Source organism: Actinoallomurus acanthiterrae, from assembly GCF_054775715.1.
The window spans coordinates 7,931,458-7,945,783 of sequence record NZ_BAAHCO010000001.1 but is presented as its reverse complement, the minus strand read 5'-3'; the positions used below and the strand labels follow the sequence as shown (position 1 = coordinate 7,945,783).

Here is a 14,326-nt window from a genome sequence, read left to right as displayed (position 1 = left end):
TCGACCATCACCCGATCTCTTCGGCCGCTTCGGCGTCCGTGGCGAACCAGACGGTTCGCCCGGCTGGCAGTGTGGTGACGGGTCCGCCGTTGACGGCGATCCGGATGGGTGGCTGTGTCGATCTACGCAGCCCGATCCGGGTGCCTTTGTGGTCGGTGTGCAGGCGGATGCCCCAGTGGCCGTGATAGCGCAGTTCCATGCCCAGGCCGGGCAGGCCGGGCGGAAGGTGGGGGTTGAGCCGGAGGACGTCGTCGCGGAGTTCGAGGCCGGTGTAGCAGCGTTGTGCGAGGTCGAGGGTGCCGGCCATGGCGCCGAGGTGGATGCCCTCGGCTGTGGTGCCGCCTTGGACGTCGTGCAGGTCGCTGTCGAGGGCGCGTAGGAAGAACTGCCAGGAGGTGGCGCGGTCGGATCGGGCCAGGACCCAGGCGTGCACGATCGCGCTGAGCGTCGAGCCGTGAGAGGTGCGGGCCAGATAGTACTCGATGTTTTTCGGAATGGCGGCGCGGTCCAGAGGGTAGCCGAGTCGTTCGAAAAGGGCGGCGAGCTGGTCGGCGGACAGGAGGTAGAACAGCATGAGCACGTCGGCCTGCTTTGAGGCCTTATAGCGGTTGGTGGTGTCGCTTTCGGCCTCGAGGATGCGGTCGAGCCGGCGGACGTCGCAGTACTTGGCCCGGTATCCGTCCCAGTCGAACTCGGCGAGGTTCTCGTATCCCTCGAACTGGCTGATGATCCCGTCGGCATGGAAGACGACCCGGAGCCGCCGGCTCACGTCATCGAAGCGCGCGATCTCCTCAGGCCGCAGGTCCAGGCGCTCTAGAAGCTCCGCGCGGCGTTCGGAGGGCAGCAAGGCCAGGACATCGGGCACGCGGCACAGTGTCCAGGCCGCCATGACGTTGGTGTAGGCGTTGTTGTCCACACCTGGTCCGGCCGAGCCAGGGTAGGCGTCGTGATACTCGTCGGGGCCCATCACCCCGCGGATGTCGTACCGGCCGGAGCACGTGTCCAGGGTGGCGAGGCCCGCCCAGAACCGGGCGATCTCGAGGAGCATCTCCGCGCCGTACGAGGACAGGAAATCGACGTCACCGGTGGCCTGGTAGTACTGCCAGACGTTGTAGGCGATCGCGAGGCCGACGTGCCGCTGCAGCCGGGAGTTGTCCGGCAGCCACCGCGCCGAGCGCGGGTTGAAGTGCATGCGCGGGGTCTCGTCCCGGCCGTCGCTGCCGCTCTGCCACGGGTACATCGCGCCGGTGTGCCCGGCCTCCCGGGCCGCCCGGCGTGCCGCCGGCAGCCGGTGCCAGCGGTAGAGCAGGAGCGAGCGTACGACGTCCGGGAAACGCAGGCTGAGAAAGGGGAGCACGAACAGCTCGTCCCAGAAGACATGCCCTCGGTAGGCCTCGCCGTGCAGCCCGCGGGCGGGAACGCCGACGTCGAGCCCCACGGTGTGCGGGGACAGCGTCTGCAGCAGGTGGAACAAGTGCAGGTTGATGGTGTGCTGCGCTGCGCCACCGCCGACGTCCAGCCGGGCGCGCCGCCACAGATGGTCCCAGGCGAGGCTGTGCCTGTCGCGCAGCTCCGCGAAATCCGGCGCACGCTCGGCTCCCAGCCGGGCCGTCCCCAGTGGGTCGCCGGTGGCCCGGTCACGGGAGGTGTGCAGCGCCACCACCTTTTCGACCGTGACCACGTCGTCCTGGCGCAGCTGGACGGCCAGGTGTTGCGCGATCCACCCTGGTCCATCCCGCGTCTCACGACGTATCGACCCAGAAGCGGTCACGGTCGTGCGCGCGGCCTCGGCGATCCGAACCGCCGAGGTGACCGTCTCGGCCCCCAACCAGACCAGACCCGCATCGCCTCCCGTCGAGCGGGTCACGAGGTGGGCGTCGGCCAGCCCTCGATAGCGAGCGACACCGCTGTTGCGCACCCGGGCGTCCAGACCCGAACGCACCTCCAGCCATCCGGACCAGTTCTCCGCGCGGATCGTGGTCCGCAGCGCCGCCAGGTGCGGATCGTCCATGGACACCAGCCGCTCCTGCTCCACGGCGGTGACACGCCCGTCGACATCGCGGTGACGTAGCCGCCGGGTGAGCAGGCCCCTGCGTAGGTCCAGCTCCTGGTGATTGCTGAGCAGACCGGAAGGACGGCCGTCGAACCAGTCGCCCCCCTGGACGCGGAACGTCAGCGGCAGCCAGTTCGGCGCGTTCACAAGATCTTCGTTGACCACCGTCCGTCCGGCCAGCGGCGACGACAGCCGGTCATAGCACCCGGCGAAATAGGTACCGGGATAGTGCACGTCGTCGGCGGTCGACTCCGGGGCCGCTCCACGGGTGGCGAAGTACCCGTTGCCCAACGTGCACAACGCCTCCCGCAGCCGTTCTTCGCCGGGATCGAAGCCGTCATATGTGACAAGCCAGGCCTGCATGGCCTGCCTCCTCGTCCTCGTCTGCATCCTCATTCCAGCCGCCGGGCATTGCTCGCAGGAGAGGCGGACTTCCCGCCCACCCGGGACTTCCGTCCCTGTCAGAGTCGGCAGCGACGGACTTGGGCCTCTCGGCGGGCACGGTCTTCTGCATCCCGAGGCGTGCGGAATCAAGGCCGCGCGGGCATCTTCTGCGGGACTTTCGACCTCTGGCGGCGCGTGTCCCGGACCGGTGCGATGGAGTCTGGAGGAGATCGCTGTGGACTCGATCGTTGTGGGAACCGACGGTTCACCACGTGCGACCACCGCCGTGGCGTGGGCCGCGCACGAGGCAGCACGCCGGCGCCGTCCGCTGCACATCGTGCACGCCTTCGGACACTGGGGTTTGAGCATTCCCTTCCACCCCGGGGTCGGGTCCTCCGGGTCCCTGACCGAGGCCGGGGAACGCGTTCTCGCGGAAGCCGTCGCCCGAGCCGCCAAGGCTCGCCCCGGACTGAGGATCACATCAGAGCTGATCTTGGAAGGCCCCGTGTACGCATTGTTCGCGCGGGCCGAACAGGCATACGAAGTCGTCGTCGGCCATCGCGGACTCGGCGGCTTCAGCGGTCTCCTCCTGGGCTCGACCAGCTTGCGGGTCGCCGGGCATACACGGTGTCCCGTGATCGTCGTCCGGGGCGCTACCGACGAGAGCCGCGGTGAGGTGCTGGTGGGTGTCGATCTGTCCGACCATTCGGCAATCGTCTTGGAACACGCTTTCGAGGCCGCCGCCATCCGCGGCGCCTGGGTACGAGCGGTCCACGCCTGGCCGGTGCCGACCGCAATGTATGAGGGCGCTTATCCGGCCACCATCCATCAGGCGACCGCTGCGGTGCAGGAACTCTTGGGGCAGGTGGTCGCGCCCTGGCGAGAGAAGTTCCCGGAAGTCAAGGTCATCGAGCAACCGCTCCCCGGCCACCCGGTCGAGAGACTCGCCGAGTACTCCCGCCGAGCCGACCTGCTCGTCGTCGGCTCTCACGGCCACGACAACCGGTGCTTCGGCTCTGTGGTCCACGGCGTCATTCATCACGCCGACTGCCCCGTCGCCGTCGTGGGTCGCCGCACCTCATGAAGTCGGACATCAGCCGTCACGAATCTCGGTCGTCTTAACAGGTCGGACAAAGAGAGGGGCGATCATGAACGCGATCATCGTCGGAACCGACGGATCGGACCAGAGCCTGCGCGCGGTCGAGTGGGCCGCCGATGAGGCAGGGCGCCGGGGCCTCCCCCTGCGGATCGTCTATGCCGAGGCCGAGTGGTTGTACGACACGCCGGTCGATCCGCGGCTCGCCGCCGTACGGACGTGGCTGCTGACCGGCGGCAAGGACCTGCTCGATAAAGCGGTGGCCGCCGCGCGCGAACGTGTCCCCGGCGTCGCGGTCGAGGCGGAGACCGTGCCCGGTCAGACGGCCCGTGTGCTGCTGGAGAAGTCGAGGGACGCGGCGATGGTCGTGCTGGGCGGCCATGGCATGGGCGCGGCGACCGGTCTGCTGCTGGGCTCGACCACGTTGCAGGTCGTCACGCACGCGAAGGTCCCCACCGTGGTCGTACGGGACCTGGAGCCCGCGGTGCGGCGGGAGGTCGCGGTGGGGGTGGACGGATCGGCGGTCAGCGAGCCGGCGATCGGATTCGCGTTCGAGGAGGCCGCGTTGCGCAGGGCGCGGCTGCGCGCCGTCCACGTCTGGTCACATCCCGGGTCGCGAGGGCCAGGTGACATGCAGCCACTGGTCTATGACCCCCAGATCGTGGCCGAGGAGGAGTTGCGCATGGTGGAGAAGTCGCTGGCCACTTGGCAGGAGAAGTTCCCCGAGGTCGAGGTTGTCTCCGAGATCGAGCACGGCCGCCCGGTGCGGATCCTGGCCGGGGCGTCGGCCCGCGCCGATCTGCTCGTGGTCGGTACCCGGGGCAGGGGTGGCTTCGCCGGTCTGCTGCTGGGGTCGGTCAGCCACGCGTTGCTGCACCACGCACACTGCCCGCTGGCCGTCGTGCCTTCCGCCGGCTGACTCGACGCGGCGCCGGCCGCGGCCGGGAACTCCGTGGCCGGCATGTCGCAAAGACGCCTTCCACGGGACCTTCGGCCTCTGGCGGCCGTGTCCCGGGCGGGATCCGATGGATTCTGGAGGTGGTCGCAGTGCTGGTCCGTGAGGTGATGACGATGCCTGTGGTGACCGTGCCGCGGGGGTGGACGGTCAAGCAGGCGGTCCGTCTGTTGTACGAGCGGGACATCACCGCCGCTCCGGTCGTCGACGACGACGGGCGGATGGTCGGGATCGTGAGTGAGATGGACCTGCTGCGTAGGGAGTTCGAGGCGGATCCGCGCGCCTACCTCCGTCCCGCCGCACAGCCGGAGTCGCCACCGCCGGCCGTTGTGGAGGAGGTCATGAACCCGAACGTGCGGACCGTGCGGGAGACCGACGATGTCCTGAAGCTCGTCGACATGATGATCACGACCGGGGTGAAGAGCGTCCCCGTCCTGCGCGACGCCGACCTGATCGGCATCGTCAGCCGGCGTGACCTGATGGGAATCCTGGCCGAGGGCGATGAGCGGATCCGCGACGACGTGCGCGCGGCCCTCAGGGAACTGTCCGCGGAGACGGCGACCACGCGGGTGGCCGTCCACGAGGGAATCGTCGAGCTGCGTGGCGACGGCGATGACAGGACGGCGCGGATCGCCGACGTGATCGCCCGCACGGTGCCCGGCGTCATCCGGGTCGTACATCGCCCGTAAGCCGACGCCCTTTTTCTCGGGAGGTCAAGGATGGAAACCCGCATCGGCATCAACGGGTTCGGCCGCATCGGGCGGAACTACCTGCGGTGCGCGTTGAAACGTGGACATCAGGTCGTGGCCGTCAACGACATCACCGGCCCCGCCACACTGGCGCATCTGCTGAAGTACGACTCCACTTACGGCCCGCTCGAGCACGATGTCGGGCACGATGACTCGGCGATCGTTGTCGACGGCCACGCGATCGTCGTGTCGGCCGAACGTGACCCGGCCGCTCTCGACTGGGCCGCGCACGGTGTGGGCCTGGTGATCGAGTCGACCGGTCGGTTCCGCCGTCGTGAGGACGCCGCTCGGCATCTGAAGGCGGGCGCGCACAAGGTCGTGTTGTCCGCGCCGGGCAAGGGCGTCGACGCGACGCTCGTCATGGGCGTCAACGAGCGCACGTACGATCCAGCGCGGCACGACGTCGTGTCGAACGCCTCGTGCACGACGAACTGCGTGGCACCGATGGCCAAGGTGTTGCACGACGCCTTCGGCGTGGCCAAGGGTTATATGACGACGATCCACGGATACACCAATGACCAGGTGCTTCTCGACGGCCCGCACAAGGATCTTCGTCGCGCCCGGTCCGCCGCGGTGAACATGATTCCCACCAGCACGGGCGCGGCCAGATCAGTGGGCGAGGTGATCCCGGAGTTGGCGGGCCGTTTCGACGGCATGGCGCTGCGCGTGCCCGTCGAGGACGGATCGCTGGTCGATCTGACCTGCCTGCTCGACCGGCCGGTGACCACCGAGGAGGTCAACGACGCGTTCGCCGCGGCGGCCGCGAGCGGTATGTCCGGCATCATCCGCTACACCACCGACCCGATCGTCTCCCGTGACGTCATTGGCCAGGTGGCGTCCTGCGTCTTCGACTCCTCACTCACCCAGGCCGACGGCGAACTGGTGAAGGTCTTCGGCTGGTACGACAACGAGTGGGGTTACACCAACCGTCTCGCGGACCTGATCGAGTACATGGCCGCCCCTACGGCGTGAAGAAGGCCACGGACCGCGGAGATCACCCGCAAGGCCGCGAATCGGGATGCAGAGGAGGACGAGGCCGTGCATACCCAAGTGAAAGACGTCATGACGACGGACGTCGTGGCGGTCGAAGAGGAGACCCCTTTCAAACAGATCGTCGAGATCATGTGCCGTGGCAAGGTGAACTCCGTGCCGGTCCTGGACATGACCGGGCAGGTCCGCGGGGTCGTTTCCAAGAGCGACCTGCTGTTCAAGGAGGCCGATCCGACCGCTACCGAGGACATCCACCTGATGCCCGGACGCCTGCGAGAGCAGCGCAAGGCTGAGGCGGTCACGGCCGCCAAGCTGATGACCGCACCGCCCATCACCGTGTCGGCGTCCGCGACCATCCAGGACGCCGCACGGACGATGCATGAGCGCAAAGTGGGCCGGCTTCCCGTGATCGATCCGGCGACCGGGCGTCTCGTCGGCATCGTCGGACGCGCCGACGTGCTGAGCGCCTACCGTCGCCCGGACGCCGACATCCGGCGCGACGTCTTCCACGAAGTCGTCGCCAGGGAATTGCCGCTGGACCGCGGACGAATCAAGATCATCGTCGAAGACGGCCGCGTGACCGCGGAAGGACACGTCACGCGCCGCTCGCAGATCCCGGTCCTGCTGCACGCCGTACGTCAGGTCGAGGGCGTCGTGTCGGCGAACGCGCGGCTCGCCTATGACGTGGACGACATGTTCGTGGGTGCCGTGCCGTCCATGTGACCGTGATCAACTGGGTTTTGTGAGGATCATCCCGCCATGGCGGGTTCTGTGAGGAAGCCCATCCTGGACAAGTCGGCGATCACCACGTCCGCGCCGTGTTCGCGGAGCTCGGCGGCCTGGCCGGTGCGATCGACCCCGACCACCAGCCTGAACCCGCCATGGCGTCCAGCCGACACGCCGGCGAGTGATTCCTCGACGACGGCGGTCCGCGCCGGTGACGTCCTCAGCCGCAAGGCCGTCTCCAGGAACAGGCCGGGTTCGGGATGCATGGGCAGTCCTGTTCCTGGGGCGTCCAGGCCGTCCAGTCGTACGTCGAACAGGTCCGCGACGCCCGCTCTGGTGAGCAACTCCGTGGCGTACCAGTCGACGGAGACCGCGGCTGTGCGAAGCCTGTGCCGGCGTGCCGAGCGAATCAGGGCCACGGTTTCGGCGAAGGGGGCGATGCCGTTGTGGCGGACCTCGGTGAGAAAGAACTCCTCCGCGCGTCCCGCCAGGCCTCGGAGATCGTCATAGGGCAATGTGATCTCCCGAGACGCGAGAAAGTCGCGTACCGCGCCGATTCGTGGCTTGCCGACCATGGTCCCTAGGTAGTCGTCAGGAACCTGGAACGGCGTGTACTCACTTTCCTGAGTCCTGGCGTACGAGCGCAGGAACGGGTCCAGCACCGCTTTCCACGCGGCGGCCGACGCTCGGCCGCTGTCGATGATGACTCCGTCGACCCCGAAGATGATCGCGGCGATGTCGGCGCCGAGCACGCATTGATCGGGCGTCGTCTTCATGGCGGTCTCCTGTCCAGTACGCCGATTGGCCGACCTGCATGCCGTCGGCGGCGTCGGTGCCCGACGCCGGCATCAGTGCGGCTCAGTGCTCGATGGGAATCCGGCGGCTGGCCTCCTTGGCCTCCTGAAGCGGCACGGTGATCGTCAGGATGCCCTTGTCGTAGGTCGCCTTGATGTCCTCGTCCTTGATGTTCTCCGGCAGCCGGATATGACGCTCATAGGTGCCATAGCGGAATTCGGAGTGACGGCGCCCTTCGTGTTCCTCCTCGCGTTCCGCGCGGATCGTCAGCATCCCCCGCGAGACGCTGATCTCGAGGTTTCTGTCCGGGTCGATGCCGGGAAGCTCGGCTCGGATCACGAACTTGTCATCATCGACATACTCCTCGACCCGGATGGCCTGCCCGGTGAACGGCCGGAGCGTCGTGAACGGCATCTCCAAGAGGTCGAACAGTTCAGGCAACCTGGCCTCTCTGCGCATTGGCGTTCCCATCGCTTCCTCCTCGCCTCGGCGGTACCTCCATTCCAGGTGAACCGTGCACCGCGCTGTAGAGGCGGACTTCCCCTACGCGCTAGGACTTCGGTCCCTTCCGGCATGTGTCAGCGTTCCGGTTGCAGGAGAAACACCGACCCACACCCGATCTCCGAGACCGTTGCGGCCGCGCCATCGCTCAACGCGGATTCCGACGAGACGCCATGGCCCGATGTCCAAAGGGCCGATGGCGGCCCGGTTCGGGCCGTTGGTCCCTGCCCAAGGCCGTCCCGCCGCTGATGGGGTGGAGGTGACTTAAGGAGGCCGAGATGGACGCTGGATCGATGGTGAAACCTGTGGTCGTCGGCGTGGACGGCTCTGAGGAGAGCCTTGCCTCCGTCGACTGGGCTGCGGGCGAGGCGGAACTGCGTCGCTGCCCGCTTCGCATCGTTCACGTGTTCGCCTGGCCACACCTTTATGTGCCCCTCGGTGCACCGTTGCCGGGCTCTCGGCTGGATGACCTGATGGGAATCGCGAGGCAGATCGTTCGCACCGCCGTACGTCATGCGGAGGCCCGGGCTCCTGAGCTCGGAGTCGAGTCGGCGGTGATAGATGGGGCTCCCGTCCCTGTTCTGCTCGAGGAGGCGGCCAAGGCGTCTCTGGTGGTGGTCGGCTCGCGTGGCCTCGGCGCCGTCGGAGCGCTGTTTTTGGGATCCACGGGCGTGGAGCTCGCTGCGCGAGCGGCGTGTCCCGTCGTGGCCGTACGGGGCCGGGAGCACAAGGCGCAACGGATCGTCGTGGGAGTGGACGGTTCCGCGTCCTCGCTGGCGGCACTCGGGTACGGGTTCGAGGAGGCCAACCTCCGCGGGGCGGGGCTCACCGCGATCCATGCCGTCCACCACCCGGTGGACGAGGAGGACAGCGGTATCAGCGACGCGATGGCCCAGCAGCGTGGACGCTTTCCCGATGTCCCCGCGGAACTGACCACGGTGACCGCCCACCCGGGCGAGGCCCTCATCAACGCCTCCGCGGACGCCGATCTCCTCGTAGTCGGCTCGCGCGGCCGCGGCGGATTCCGGGGCCTGCTGCTGGGCTCGGTGAGTCAAGCCGTACTGCACCAGGCGGACTGTCCGGTGGCCGTTCAGCGTTCAGAGAAGGCTCGCTGAACGTTGACGGCGACCGGTCGTGGGGTCTGCTGAGAAGCGGAGAGGAGGTCGTCGTCATGACCCAGGTATTGGTGGCCTACGGGTCAAGGCACGGAGGAACCGCGGAGATCGCACACTGGATCGGCGAGGAGCTGAGGAGTGCGGGCCTCCGGGTGGACGTGTGTGATGCGCGGTCGGTGCGTGAGGTGACCCCGTACCACGCTGTGGTCCTAGGGGGCGCCGTTTACGTGGGCCGATGGCAGCGTGACGCGCGTCGTCTGGCCCGGAGACAGGCGCATGTCCTGAGGGAGATGCCGGTCTGGCTGTTCAGCAGCGGTCCGCTCGGCGGAGCCGCGGGCGAGCAGGAGACGCCTCCCGTTCGTGGGGTGCAGAGGCTGGCCGAGCGGATCGGTGCCCGGGGCCACGTCACCTTCGGTGGCCGGCTGCCGCGGGACGCTCGTGGGTTCCCGGCCGCCGCGATGGCCAAGCGTGTCGCAGGGGACTACCGCGATGAGAAGGCGGTGCGGGCGTGGGCGCGGCGGATCGCCGCGGACCTCCCCAGCCGAACCGTGCGGAAGGTCTGATCACGACCACGGTCCCCGCCCGATGCCCGTACGGCCGCGCGGTGCGGCACGCAGCAGACGGGCCGCGTCAGAGCGCTCCATCTCTTCGAGTGCAAGGTCGATGTCGGCGATCGCCGTTGCCAGCCGGGGAATCCAGCGTTTCTCGAGGGCCCGGATCCGCTGGCGCGTGATGGTGACCTCCTGGGCCAGGACGCGTTCCGCCTCCTGTGCCGCCGCGTGGCGGACGGCCGTCTCGAGTGCGGTGCGACAGGCTCTCCGGGCTCGGACGAGCGCGGCGGAACAGGGCAGCGAGGGCGGGAGCGCCGGCAGTGCGCACGTCGCGCGCTCGGGATAGCCGGTGCCCATCGCGTATGTCCAGTGCACGGTGACATCGGCCGGCTCGGCTGCGTGCCGGAGGGAGCGGCGCCCGCCCGCCAGCGCCGCCCGCAGCAGCCAGGCGTCGGCCTCCTCGCACGCCGCAGTCCATTCGGCGGTCGCGCGTTCGGCCTCCAGCACGAGTCGTTCGTGCTCTCTGGTGAGGATGCGGAGTTTGCGTTGGAGAAGGTCGAGGCCGCGTTCGGCGGTGGTCAGGCGCCGGCGTAGCCACAGCCGTCCGGCGCGGCCGGGCGGGATGCGTGACAGTGTCGTCATGCCGGCTCCTGGTGGTGGGCGTCCAGCACGTCTGCCGCGATCATGGTGAGCTCGCGGCGTGGCAGCGCGGCGAGTGCCTGCCAGACGCGGTCGAAGGTCTCGGCGAGTTCCCGTTTCTCGTCTGGGCGCTGGGCCACGACACGCTCGTTGAAGGCCCGTTCGAAGTCGAGATGGCGCCGGTCCGCCGGGCTGAGCGCGGACGCACCGACGAGTTCGGCGAGTTCGCGGGCCTGCCGGGCGTGGGCGAGCGCGGCGAGGATCTGTGCGGCCAGGTCCATGTGCAGCGGTGTGACGCCGGAACGCATCAGCCGGGACAGCGACGACAGCGCGTCGACCGGGGGATGGATGCCGAGGTCGGGCGTGAGGACGATCTGGCCCTCGGTGATGTATCCAGTGAGGTCGGGCACCGGGTGCGTGATGTCGCCGGCCGGCATGGTCAGCACCGGGAGCACGGTGATCGAGCCCGGCATGCCGCGGATCCTTCCGCAGCGCTCGTACAGGGACGCGAGGTCGCTGTAGAGGTAGCCGGGGTAGGCACGCCGAGCGGGGATCTCGCCGCGCGCGACCGAGACCTCGCGCAATGCCTCGCAGTAGCTCGTCATGTCGGCCATGACGACCAGGACGTGCCGCCCGCCGGTAAAGGCCAGGCCCTCGGCGATGGTCAGGGCCAGGCGGGGGGTGAGAACCCGTTCGATGACGGGGTCGTCGGCCAGATTGAGCAGCAGGGTGAGCTCACCGGCGGCCGAGCGTTTCTCGAGCGCGTCCCGTACGGTCGCGGCGTCGGCGTGGGTGAGGCCCATGGCGGCGAACACGACGCTGAACGGCTCGCCTCCGGCGTTCGCCTGGGCGCCGATCTGCGCGGCGAGTTCGAGGTGGGGGAGGCCGGCCGAAGAGAAGATCGCGATCTTCTGGCCCCGCACGAGGGTGGTGAGCGCGTCGATCGCGGACACGCCGGTGAGCACCGGCTCTGCGGGTGGCTGCCGGACAGTGGGGTTCAGCGGAGCTCCGCCGACCGGAGCGGTGGTGCCGCCGAACACGGGTGGCCCGCCGTCGCGAGGCTCGCCACGGCCGTCACAGACCCGGCCCAGCCAGCCCTGGCCGACCGGGATCCGCAGCGGGCTTCCGGTGAAGGCCACGCGCGTGCCGTCCGGCGCCATCGACTCGGTGCCCTCCAGGACCTGCACCACGGCGAGATCGCCATCGACCTCCAGCACGAGGCCGTGCCGCTCCTCGCCCGAGTCCAGCCTGATACGTGCGAACTCGTCCCAGCCGACGCCGGACGTGCGGCGCACGATGATGAGGGGACCGCGCAGCTCCGCGATGTCGGTGTACTCCAGTTCAGGCCTCATCCGGCATCGCCTCCGCCCGCACCCGTACGGCGTCCGGGTTCGCCGTCTCGTCCTTGGCCCGGAGCAGGGGGGAGAAGTCGTTCCCCTCGACCTGTTCGGCGGGCACCCCGCGAGCGGCCAGGGCTTCACAGCGGCCGATGACGCCCAGGACCGAGTCCGTGAGCGCGACGGCCCGCTCCGTGCCGCAGAAGGCGTCCATAGGGCTCAGCGCGCTCTGCTGCAGTACGCCCTCCCGCAGCAGCCGCCCGGCCAGCAGTGTCACCCGCTCGCGGGCTGGCAGAGCGGCCGCGCCGACGAGTTCGGCCAGCAGCGCCAGCCGGTCCGCCTCGGCCAGCAGCGACGCCAGCCGGGCGCGGCGCTCGCCCCAGCCCGGATGCCCGTGTCGGGCGTACCAGCCCGCGATCGCCCCGGCGTCACGGGCGAACGACGCGCTCCACGAGACCGCAGGGTAGTGACGGGCGTAGGCGAGGTCGCGGTCCAGGCTCCACAGGCACCGTACGAACCGCTGTGTGTGCGCGGTGACCGGCTCGGTCATGTCCCCGCCCGGTGGGGACACCGCCCCGATGACCGTGATGGAGCCGGTGCGTCCGGCGAGCGTGGTGACCCGTCCGGCCCGCTCGTAGAAGGCGGCCAGCGCGGAGGCCAGATCGGCCGGGTAGCCCTCTTCCGCGGGCAGCGCGCCACTGCGCGAGGCGAACTCCCGTCGCGCCTCGGCCCAGCGGGAGGTGGAGTCGGCGATGACGACGGCGTCGTAGCCCATGTCCCGGAAGTGCTCGGCGACCGTCACACCCGTGTAGATGCTCGCCTCCCGCGCCATCATCGGCATGTTCGAGGTGTTCGCGATCACTACGGTGCGGTCCGAGAGCCGCCCGCCGGTTCGCGGGTCGTCCAGCTCGGCCAGTTCCGCCACGACATCGGCCATCTCGTTTCCGCGCTCCCCGCAGCCGACGTACACGACGACGTCCGCATCGCACCACTTGGCGATCTGCTGGAGCAGCACCGTCTTGCCGGTGCCGAACCCGCCGGGCACCGCGACCGTGCCGCCCCGGGAGACCGGCAGCAGCAGGTCGACGACCCGCTGGCCCGTGACCAGCGGAACGATCTCATCCACACGCTCCCGGTACGGCGCCGGACGCCGTACCGGCCGCCGGCGCGTCAGCGTGACCTCGTGGCCTCCGACGTTCGCGACCGGATCGCCGGGGCCGTATGCCCCGGCCGGGCGGATCGCGAGCACCCGGCCGGACGCGTCGGCGAGCACGTGGTAGGTCAGTGCGCCCGCCGTCCGCACGGTGCCGACCGGGGTTCCCGCGCCGACGTCATCGCCGGCCGCGACGAGCGGGGAGAAACGCCACTCCCGGCCGTCCGGGGACGTACGGGCGCCCGTGAGCCAGGTGCCGGCGCCGGACAGCGGGCGCAGCAGCCCGTCGAACACCCCGCCCAGCAGGTGAGGCCCGAGGCACGCGGACAGCGGCTCACCGTAGGCCACCACCGGATCGCCGGGGCGTAGTCCGCCCGTGTACTCGTACGCCTGCACGGTCGCATGGTCGCCCCGGATCGCGACGACCTCGCCCGGGACGCCGGCCCGAGCCCGACCAGTTCGAACATCGCCAGTCCCGGCAGCCCGGCCACCTCGATGAGCGGGCCGTTGACACGCGTCAGGGCGCCCATAGTCGCTCCACCTCAGCGCCCAAGGCGTCGACCGCGCGGTCCGCGAGCGCCGGAAGCGAGCAGTCGACGCGGGTGCCCGGCCCGACGGCGACGAACCCCCCGTCGGCGTGCTCGGTGACCTGTGCGCCGGGTCCGGCCAAATCGCGGGCGACGGTCCGCAGGTGCCCCATCAGCACCGGGTCGTCTCGCAGCGCGGACGCTGCGACGCGGGCTCGGCGGACCAGCTCTTCGTAGGCCTCGCGGCGAGCACCGAGCACGATGGCCCGGGCCCGCCGGCGGGCCCCTGCCAGGTCCGCGGTGCCCAGCGCGGTGCCCTCCTCGGCGCCGGCGGCCCGGGCGTCCGCTAGGATCGCGTCCGCCTCCGCACGGGCCCGTGCGAGCTGTGTGTCGACATCGGTGGCCGCCGCCGCGCGGACCCGCTCGGCCTCCTGCCGCGACTTCCGCAGCAGGAACCAACGGACCGGGGAGGTACCGGCCGGTGCCTCCCGCTCGTCCGGGTGCGGAGAACCGCCTCCTTGCGCCGCCACCGCCTCGCTCATGACGGCATTACCACCGTGAGCGGCCACGACGCCGTCTCGTCGGTCAAGCACCGTGCGGCGAGCGGGGTCAAGACGACCACTGCGACGTCCTCGCCCAGCGACCGCCAAGCGGCGCGCACGGCCGCCGGGTCCTCGGCCGGCAGGACCACCGCCCCCGCCAGACCGAAGCCGATGACCCGGGCCTCCTCGCCGATCACCGCGATTTTGGCCATG

The 14,326-nt window shown here is 69.8% G+C and carries 15 protein-coding genes; 7 read left to right on the top strand and 8 right to left on the bottom strand.

The window, feature by feature from the left end; translation table 11 throughout:
• Positions 1-7 precede the first annotated feature (7 nt).
• A complete protein-coding gene (locus ACYVF7_RS37495; RefSeq protein WP_460350057.1) occupies positions 8-2,416 on the bottom strand; it encodes a glycoside hydrolase family 65 protein in 2,409 nt (802 codons plus the stop codon).
• Here ACYVF7_RS37495 and ACYVF7_RS37490 point away from each other — a divergent pair.
• The 5 genes from ACYVF7_RS37490 to ACYVF7_RS37470 all read left to right on the top strand — a co-directional run bounded on the left by ACYVF7_RS37490 (position 2,415) and on the right by ACYVF7_RS37470 (position 6,950).
• Entirely contained in the window at positions 2,415-3,521 is a 1,107-nt protein-coding gene (locus ACYVF7_RS37490) for a universal stress protein (RefSeq protein ID WP_460350055.1), read from the top strand. The genes ACYVF7_RS37495 and ACYVF7_RS37490 overlap by 2 nt on opposite strands.
• 64 nt (positions 3,522-3,585) lie before the next feature.
• Positions 3,586-4,452 (top strand): universal stress protein, encoded by an 867-nt coding sequence (locus tag ACYVF7_RS37485; RefSeq protein ID WP_460350053.1) that lies wholly within the window; start codon positions 3,586-3,588, stop codon positions 4,450-4,452.
• A gap of 119 nt (positions 4,453-4,571) precedes the next feature.
• On the top strand, positions 4,572-5,177 hold the full coding sequence (locus ACYVF7_RS37480) for a CBS domain-containing protein (RefSeq protein ID WP_460350052.1): 606 nt from the start codon (positions 4,572-4,574) through the stop codon (positions 5,175-5,177).
• Positions 5,178-5,207: 30 nt separating this feature from the next.
• The gene (gene gap / locus ACYVF7_RS37475) at positions 5,208-6,209 is read left to right on the top strand and encodes a type I glyceraldehyde-3-phosphate dehydrogenase (RefSeq protein ID WP_460350049.1); all 1,002 of its coding nucleotides are present in this window, start codon (positions 5,208-5,210) and stop codon (positions 6,207-6,209) included.
• Between the two features lie 66 nt (positions 6,210-6,275).
• Positions 6,276-6,950, top strand: a complete 675-nt coding sequence (locus ACYVF7_RS37470) for a CBS domain-containing protein (RefSeq protein WP_460350047.1) — start codon at positions 6,276-6,278, stop codon at positions 6,948-6,950.
• A 26-nt stretch (positions 6,951-6,976) separates the two neighbouring features.
• Here the strand turns inward: ACYVF7_RS37470 and ACYVF7_RS37465 are convergent, their stop codons facing one another.
• Together ACYVF7_RS37465 and ACYVF7_RS37460 are read right to left on the bottom strand one after the other, a co-directional pair.
• The gene (locus ACYVF7_RS37465; protein WP_460350045.1) at positions 6,977-7,729 is read right to left on the bottom strand and encodes an HAD family hydrolase; all 753 of its coding nucleotides are present in this window, start codon (positions 7,727-7,729) and stop codon (positions 6,977-6,979) included.
• Between the two features lie 82 nt (positions 7,730-7,811).
• Positions 7,812-8,219, bottom strand: a complete 408-nt coding sequence (locus ACYVF7_RS37460) for an Hsp20/alpha crystallin family protein (RefSeq protein ID WP_460350043.1) — start codon at positions 8,217-8,219, stop codon at positions 7,812-7,814.
• A 308-nt stretch (positions 8,220-8,527) separates the two neighbouring features.
• Here ACYVF7_RS37460 and ACYVF7_RS37455 point away from each other — a divergent pair, with 308 nt between their 5' ends.
• Both ACYVF7_RS37455 and ACYVF7_RS37450 read left to right on the top strand, forming a co-directional pair.
• Positions 8,528-9,364, top strand: a complete 837-nt coding sequence (locus tag ACYVF7_RS37455) for a universal stress protein (protein WP_460350041.1) — start codon at positions 8,528-8,530, stop codon at positions 9,362-9,364.
• 56 nt (positions 9,365-9,420) lie between these two features.
• The gene (locus ACYVF7_RS37450; protein ID WP_460350039.1) at positions 9,421-9,927 is read left to right on the top strand and encodes a flavodoxin domain-containing protein; all 507 of its coding nucleotides are present in this window, start codon (positions 9,421-9,423) and stop codon (positions 9,925-9,927) included.
• Here the strand turns inward: ACYVF7_RS37450 and ACYVF7_RS37445 are convergent, their stop codons facing one another.
• From ACYVF7_RS37445 to ACYVF7_RS37425, 5 genes are read right to left on the bottom strand one after another with little or no spacing between them, the layout of a single operon-like run.
• A complete protein-coding gene (locus ACYVF7_RS37445) occupies positions 9,928-10,557 on the bottom strand; it encodes a V-type ATP synthase subunit D (RefSeq protein ID WP_460350037.1) in 630 nt (209 codons plus the stop codon).
• Entirely contained in the window at positions 10,554-11,906 is a 1,353-nt protein-coding gene (locus ACYVF7_RS37440; RefSeq protein WP_460350035.1) for a V-type ATP synthase subunit B, read from the bottom strand. Before ACYVF7_RS37440 ends, ACYVF7_RS37445 begins: the two co-directional genes overlap by 4 nt.
• Positions 11,896-13,590 (bottom strand): V-type ATP synthase subunit A, encoded by a 1,695-nt coding sequence (locus ACYVF7_RS37435; protein WP_460358338.1) that lies wholly within the window; start codon positions 13,588-13,590, stop codon positions 11,896-11,898. The genes ACYVF7_RS37440 and ACYVF7_RS37435 overlap by 11 nt, the downstream gene beginning before the upstream one ends.
• Positions 13,562-14,113 (bottom strand): hypothetical protein, encoded by a 552-nt coding sequence (locus tag ACYVF7_RS37430; RefSeq protein ID WP_460350033.1) that lies wholly within the window; start codon positions 14,111-14,113, stop codon positions 13,562-13,564. Before ACYVF7_RS37430 ends, ACYVF7_RS37435 begins: the two co-directional genes overlap by 29 nt.
• On the bottom strand, positions 14,110-14,325 hold the full coding sequence (locus tag ACYVF7_RS37425) for a V-type ATP synthase subunit F (RefSeq protein WP_460350031.1): 216 nt from the start codon (positions 14,323-14,325) through the stop codon (positions 14,110-14,112). Before ACYVF7_RS37425 ends, ACYVF7_RS37430 begins: the two co-directional genes overlap by 4 nt.
• Position 14,326 lies beyond the last annotated feature (1 nt).

Coding starts and splice junctions, on each gene's coding strand:
- ACYVF7_RS37430 (WP_460350033.1), bottom strand. CDS start 14,113: ATGAGCGAGGCGGTGGCGGCGCAAGGAGGCGGTTCTCCGCACCCGGAC.
- ACYVF7_RS37495 (WP_460350057.1), bottom strand. CDS start 2,416: ATGCAGGCCTGGCTTGTCACATATGACGGCTTCGATCCCGGCGAAGAA.
- ACYVF7_RS37465 (WP_460350045.1), bottom strand. CDS start 7,729: ATGAAGACGACGCCCGATCAATGCGTGCTCGGCGCCGACATCGCCGCG.
- ACYVF7_RS37450 (WP_460350039.1), top strand. CDS start 9,421: ATGACCCAGGTATTGGTGGCCTACGGGTCAAGGCACGGAGGAACCGCG.
- ACYVF7_RS37490 (WP_460350055.1), top strand. CDS start 2,415: ATGGCCTGCCTCCTCGTCCTCGTCTGCATCCTCATTCCAGCCGCCGGG.
- ACYVF7_RS37425 (WP_460350031.1), bottom strand. CDS start 14,325: ATGGCCAAAATCGCGGTGATCGGCGAGGAGGCCCGGGTCATCGGCTTC.
- ACYVF7_RS37445 (WP_460350037.1), bottom strand. CDS start 10,557: ATGACGACACTGTCACGCATCCCGCCCGGCCGCGCCGGACGGCTGTGG.
- ACYVF7_RS37455 (WP_460350041.1), top strand. CDS start 8,528: ATGGACGCTGGATCGATGGTGAAACCTGTGGTCGTCGGCGTGGACGGC.
- ACYVF7_RS37485 (WP_460350053.1), top strand. CDS start 3,586: ATGAACGCGATCATCGTCGGAACCGACGGATCGGACCAGAGCCTGCGC.
- gap (WP_460350049.1), top strand. CDS start 5,208: ATGGAAACCCGCATCGGCATCAACGGGTTCGGCCGCATCGGGCGGAAC.
- ACYVF7_RS37460 (WP_460350043.1), bottom strand. CDS start 8,219: ATGGGAACGCCAATGCGCAGAGAGGCCAGGTTGCCTGAACTGTTCGAC.
- ACYVF7_RS37440 (WP_460350035.1), bottom strand. CDS start 11,906: ATGAGGCCTGAACTGGAGTACACCGACATCGCGGAGCTGCGCGGTCCC.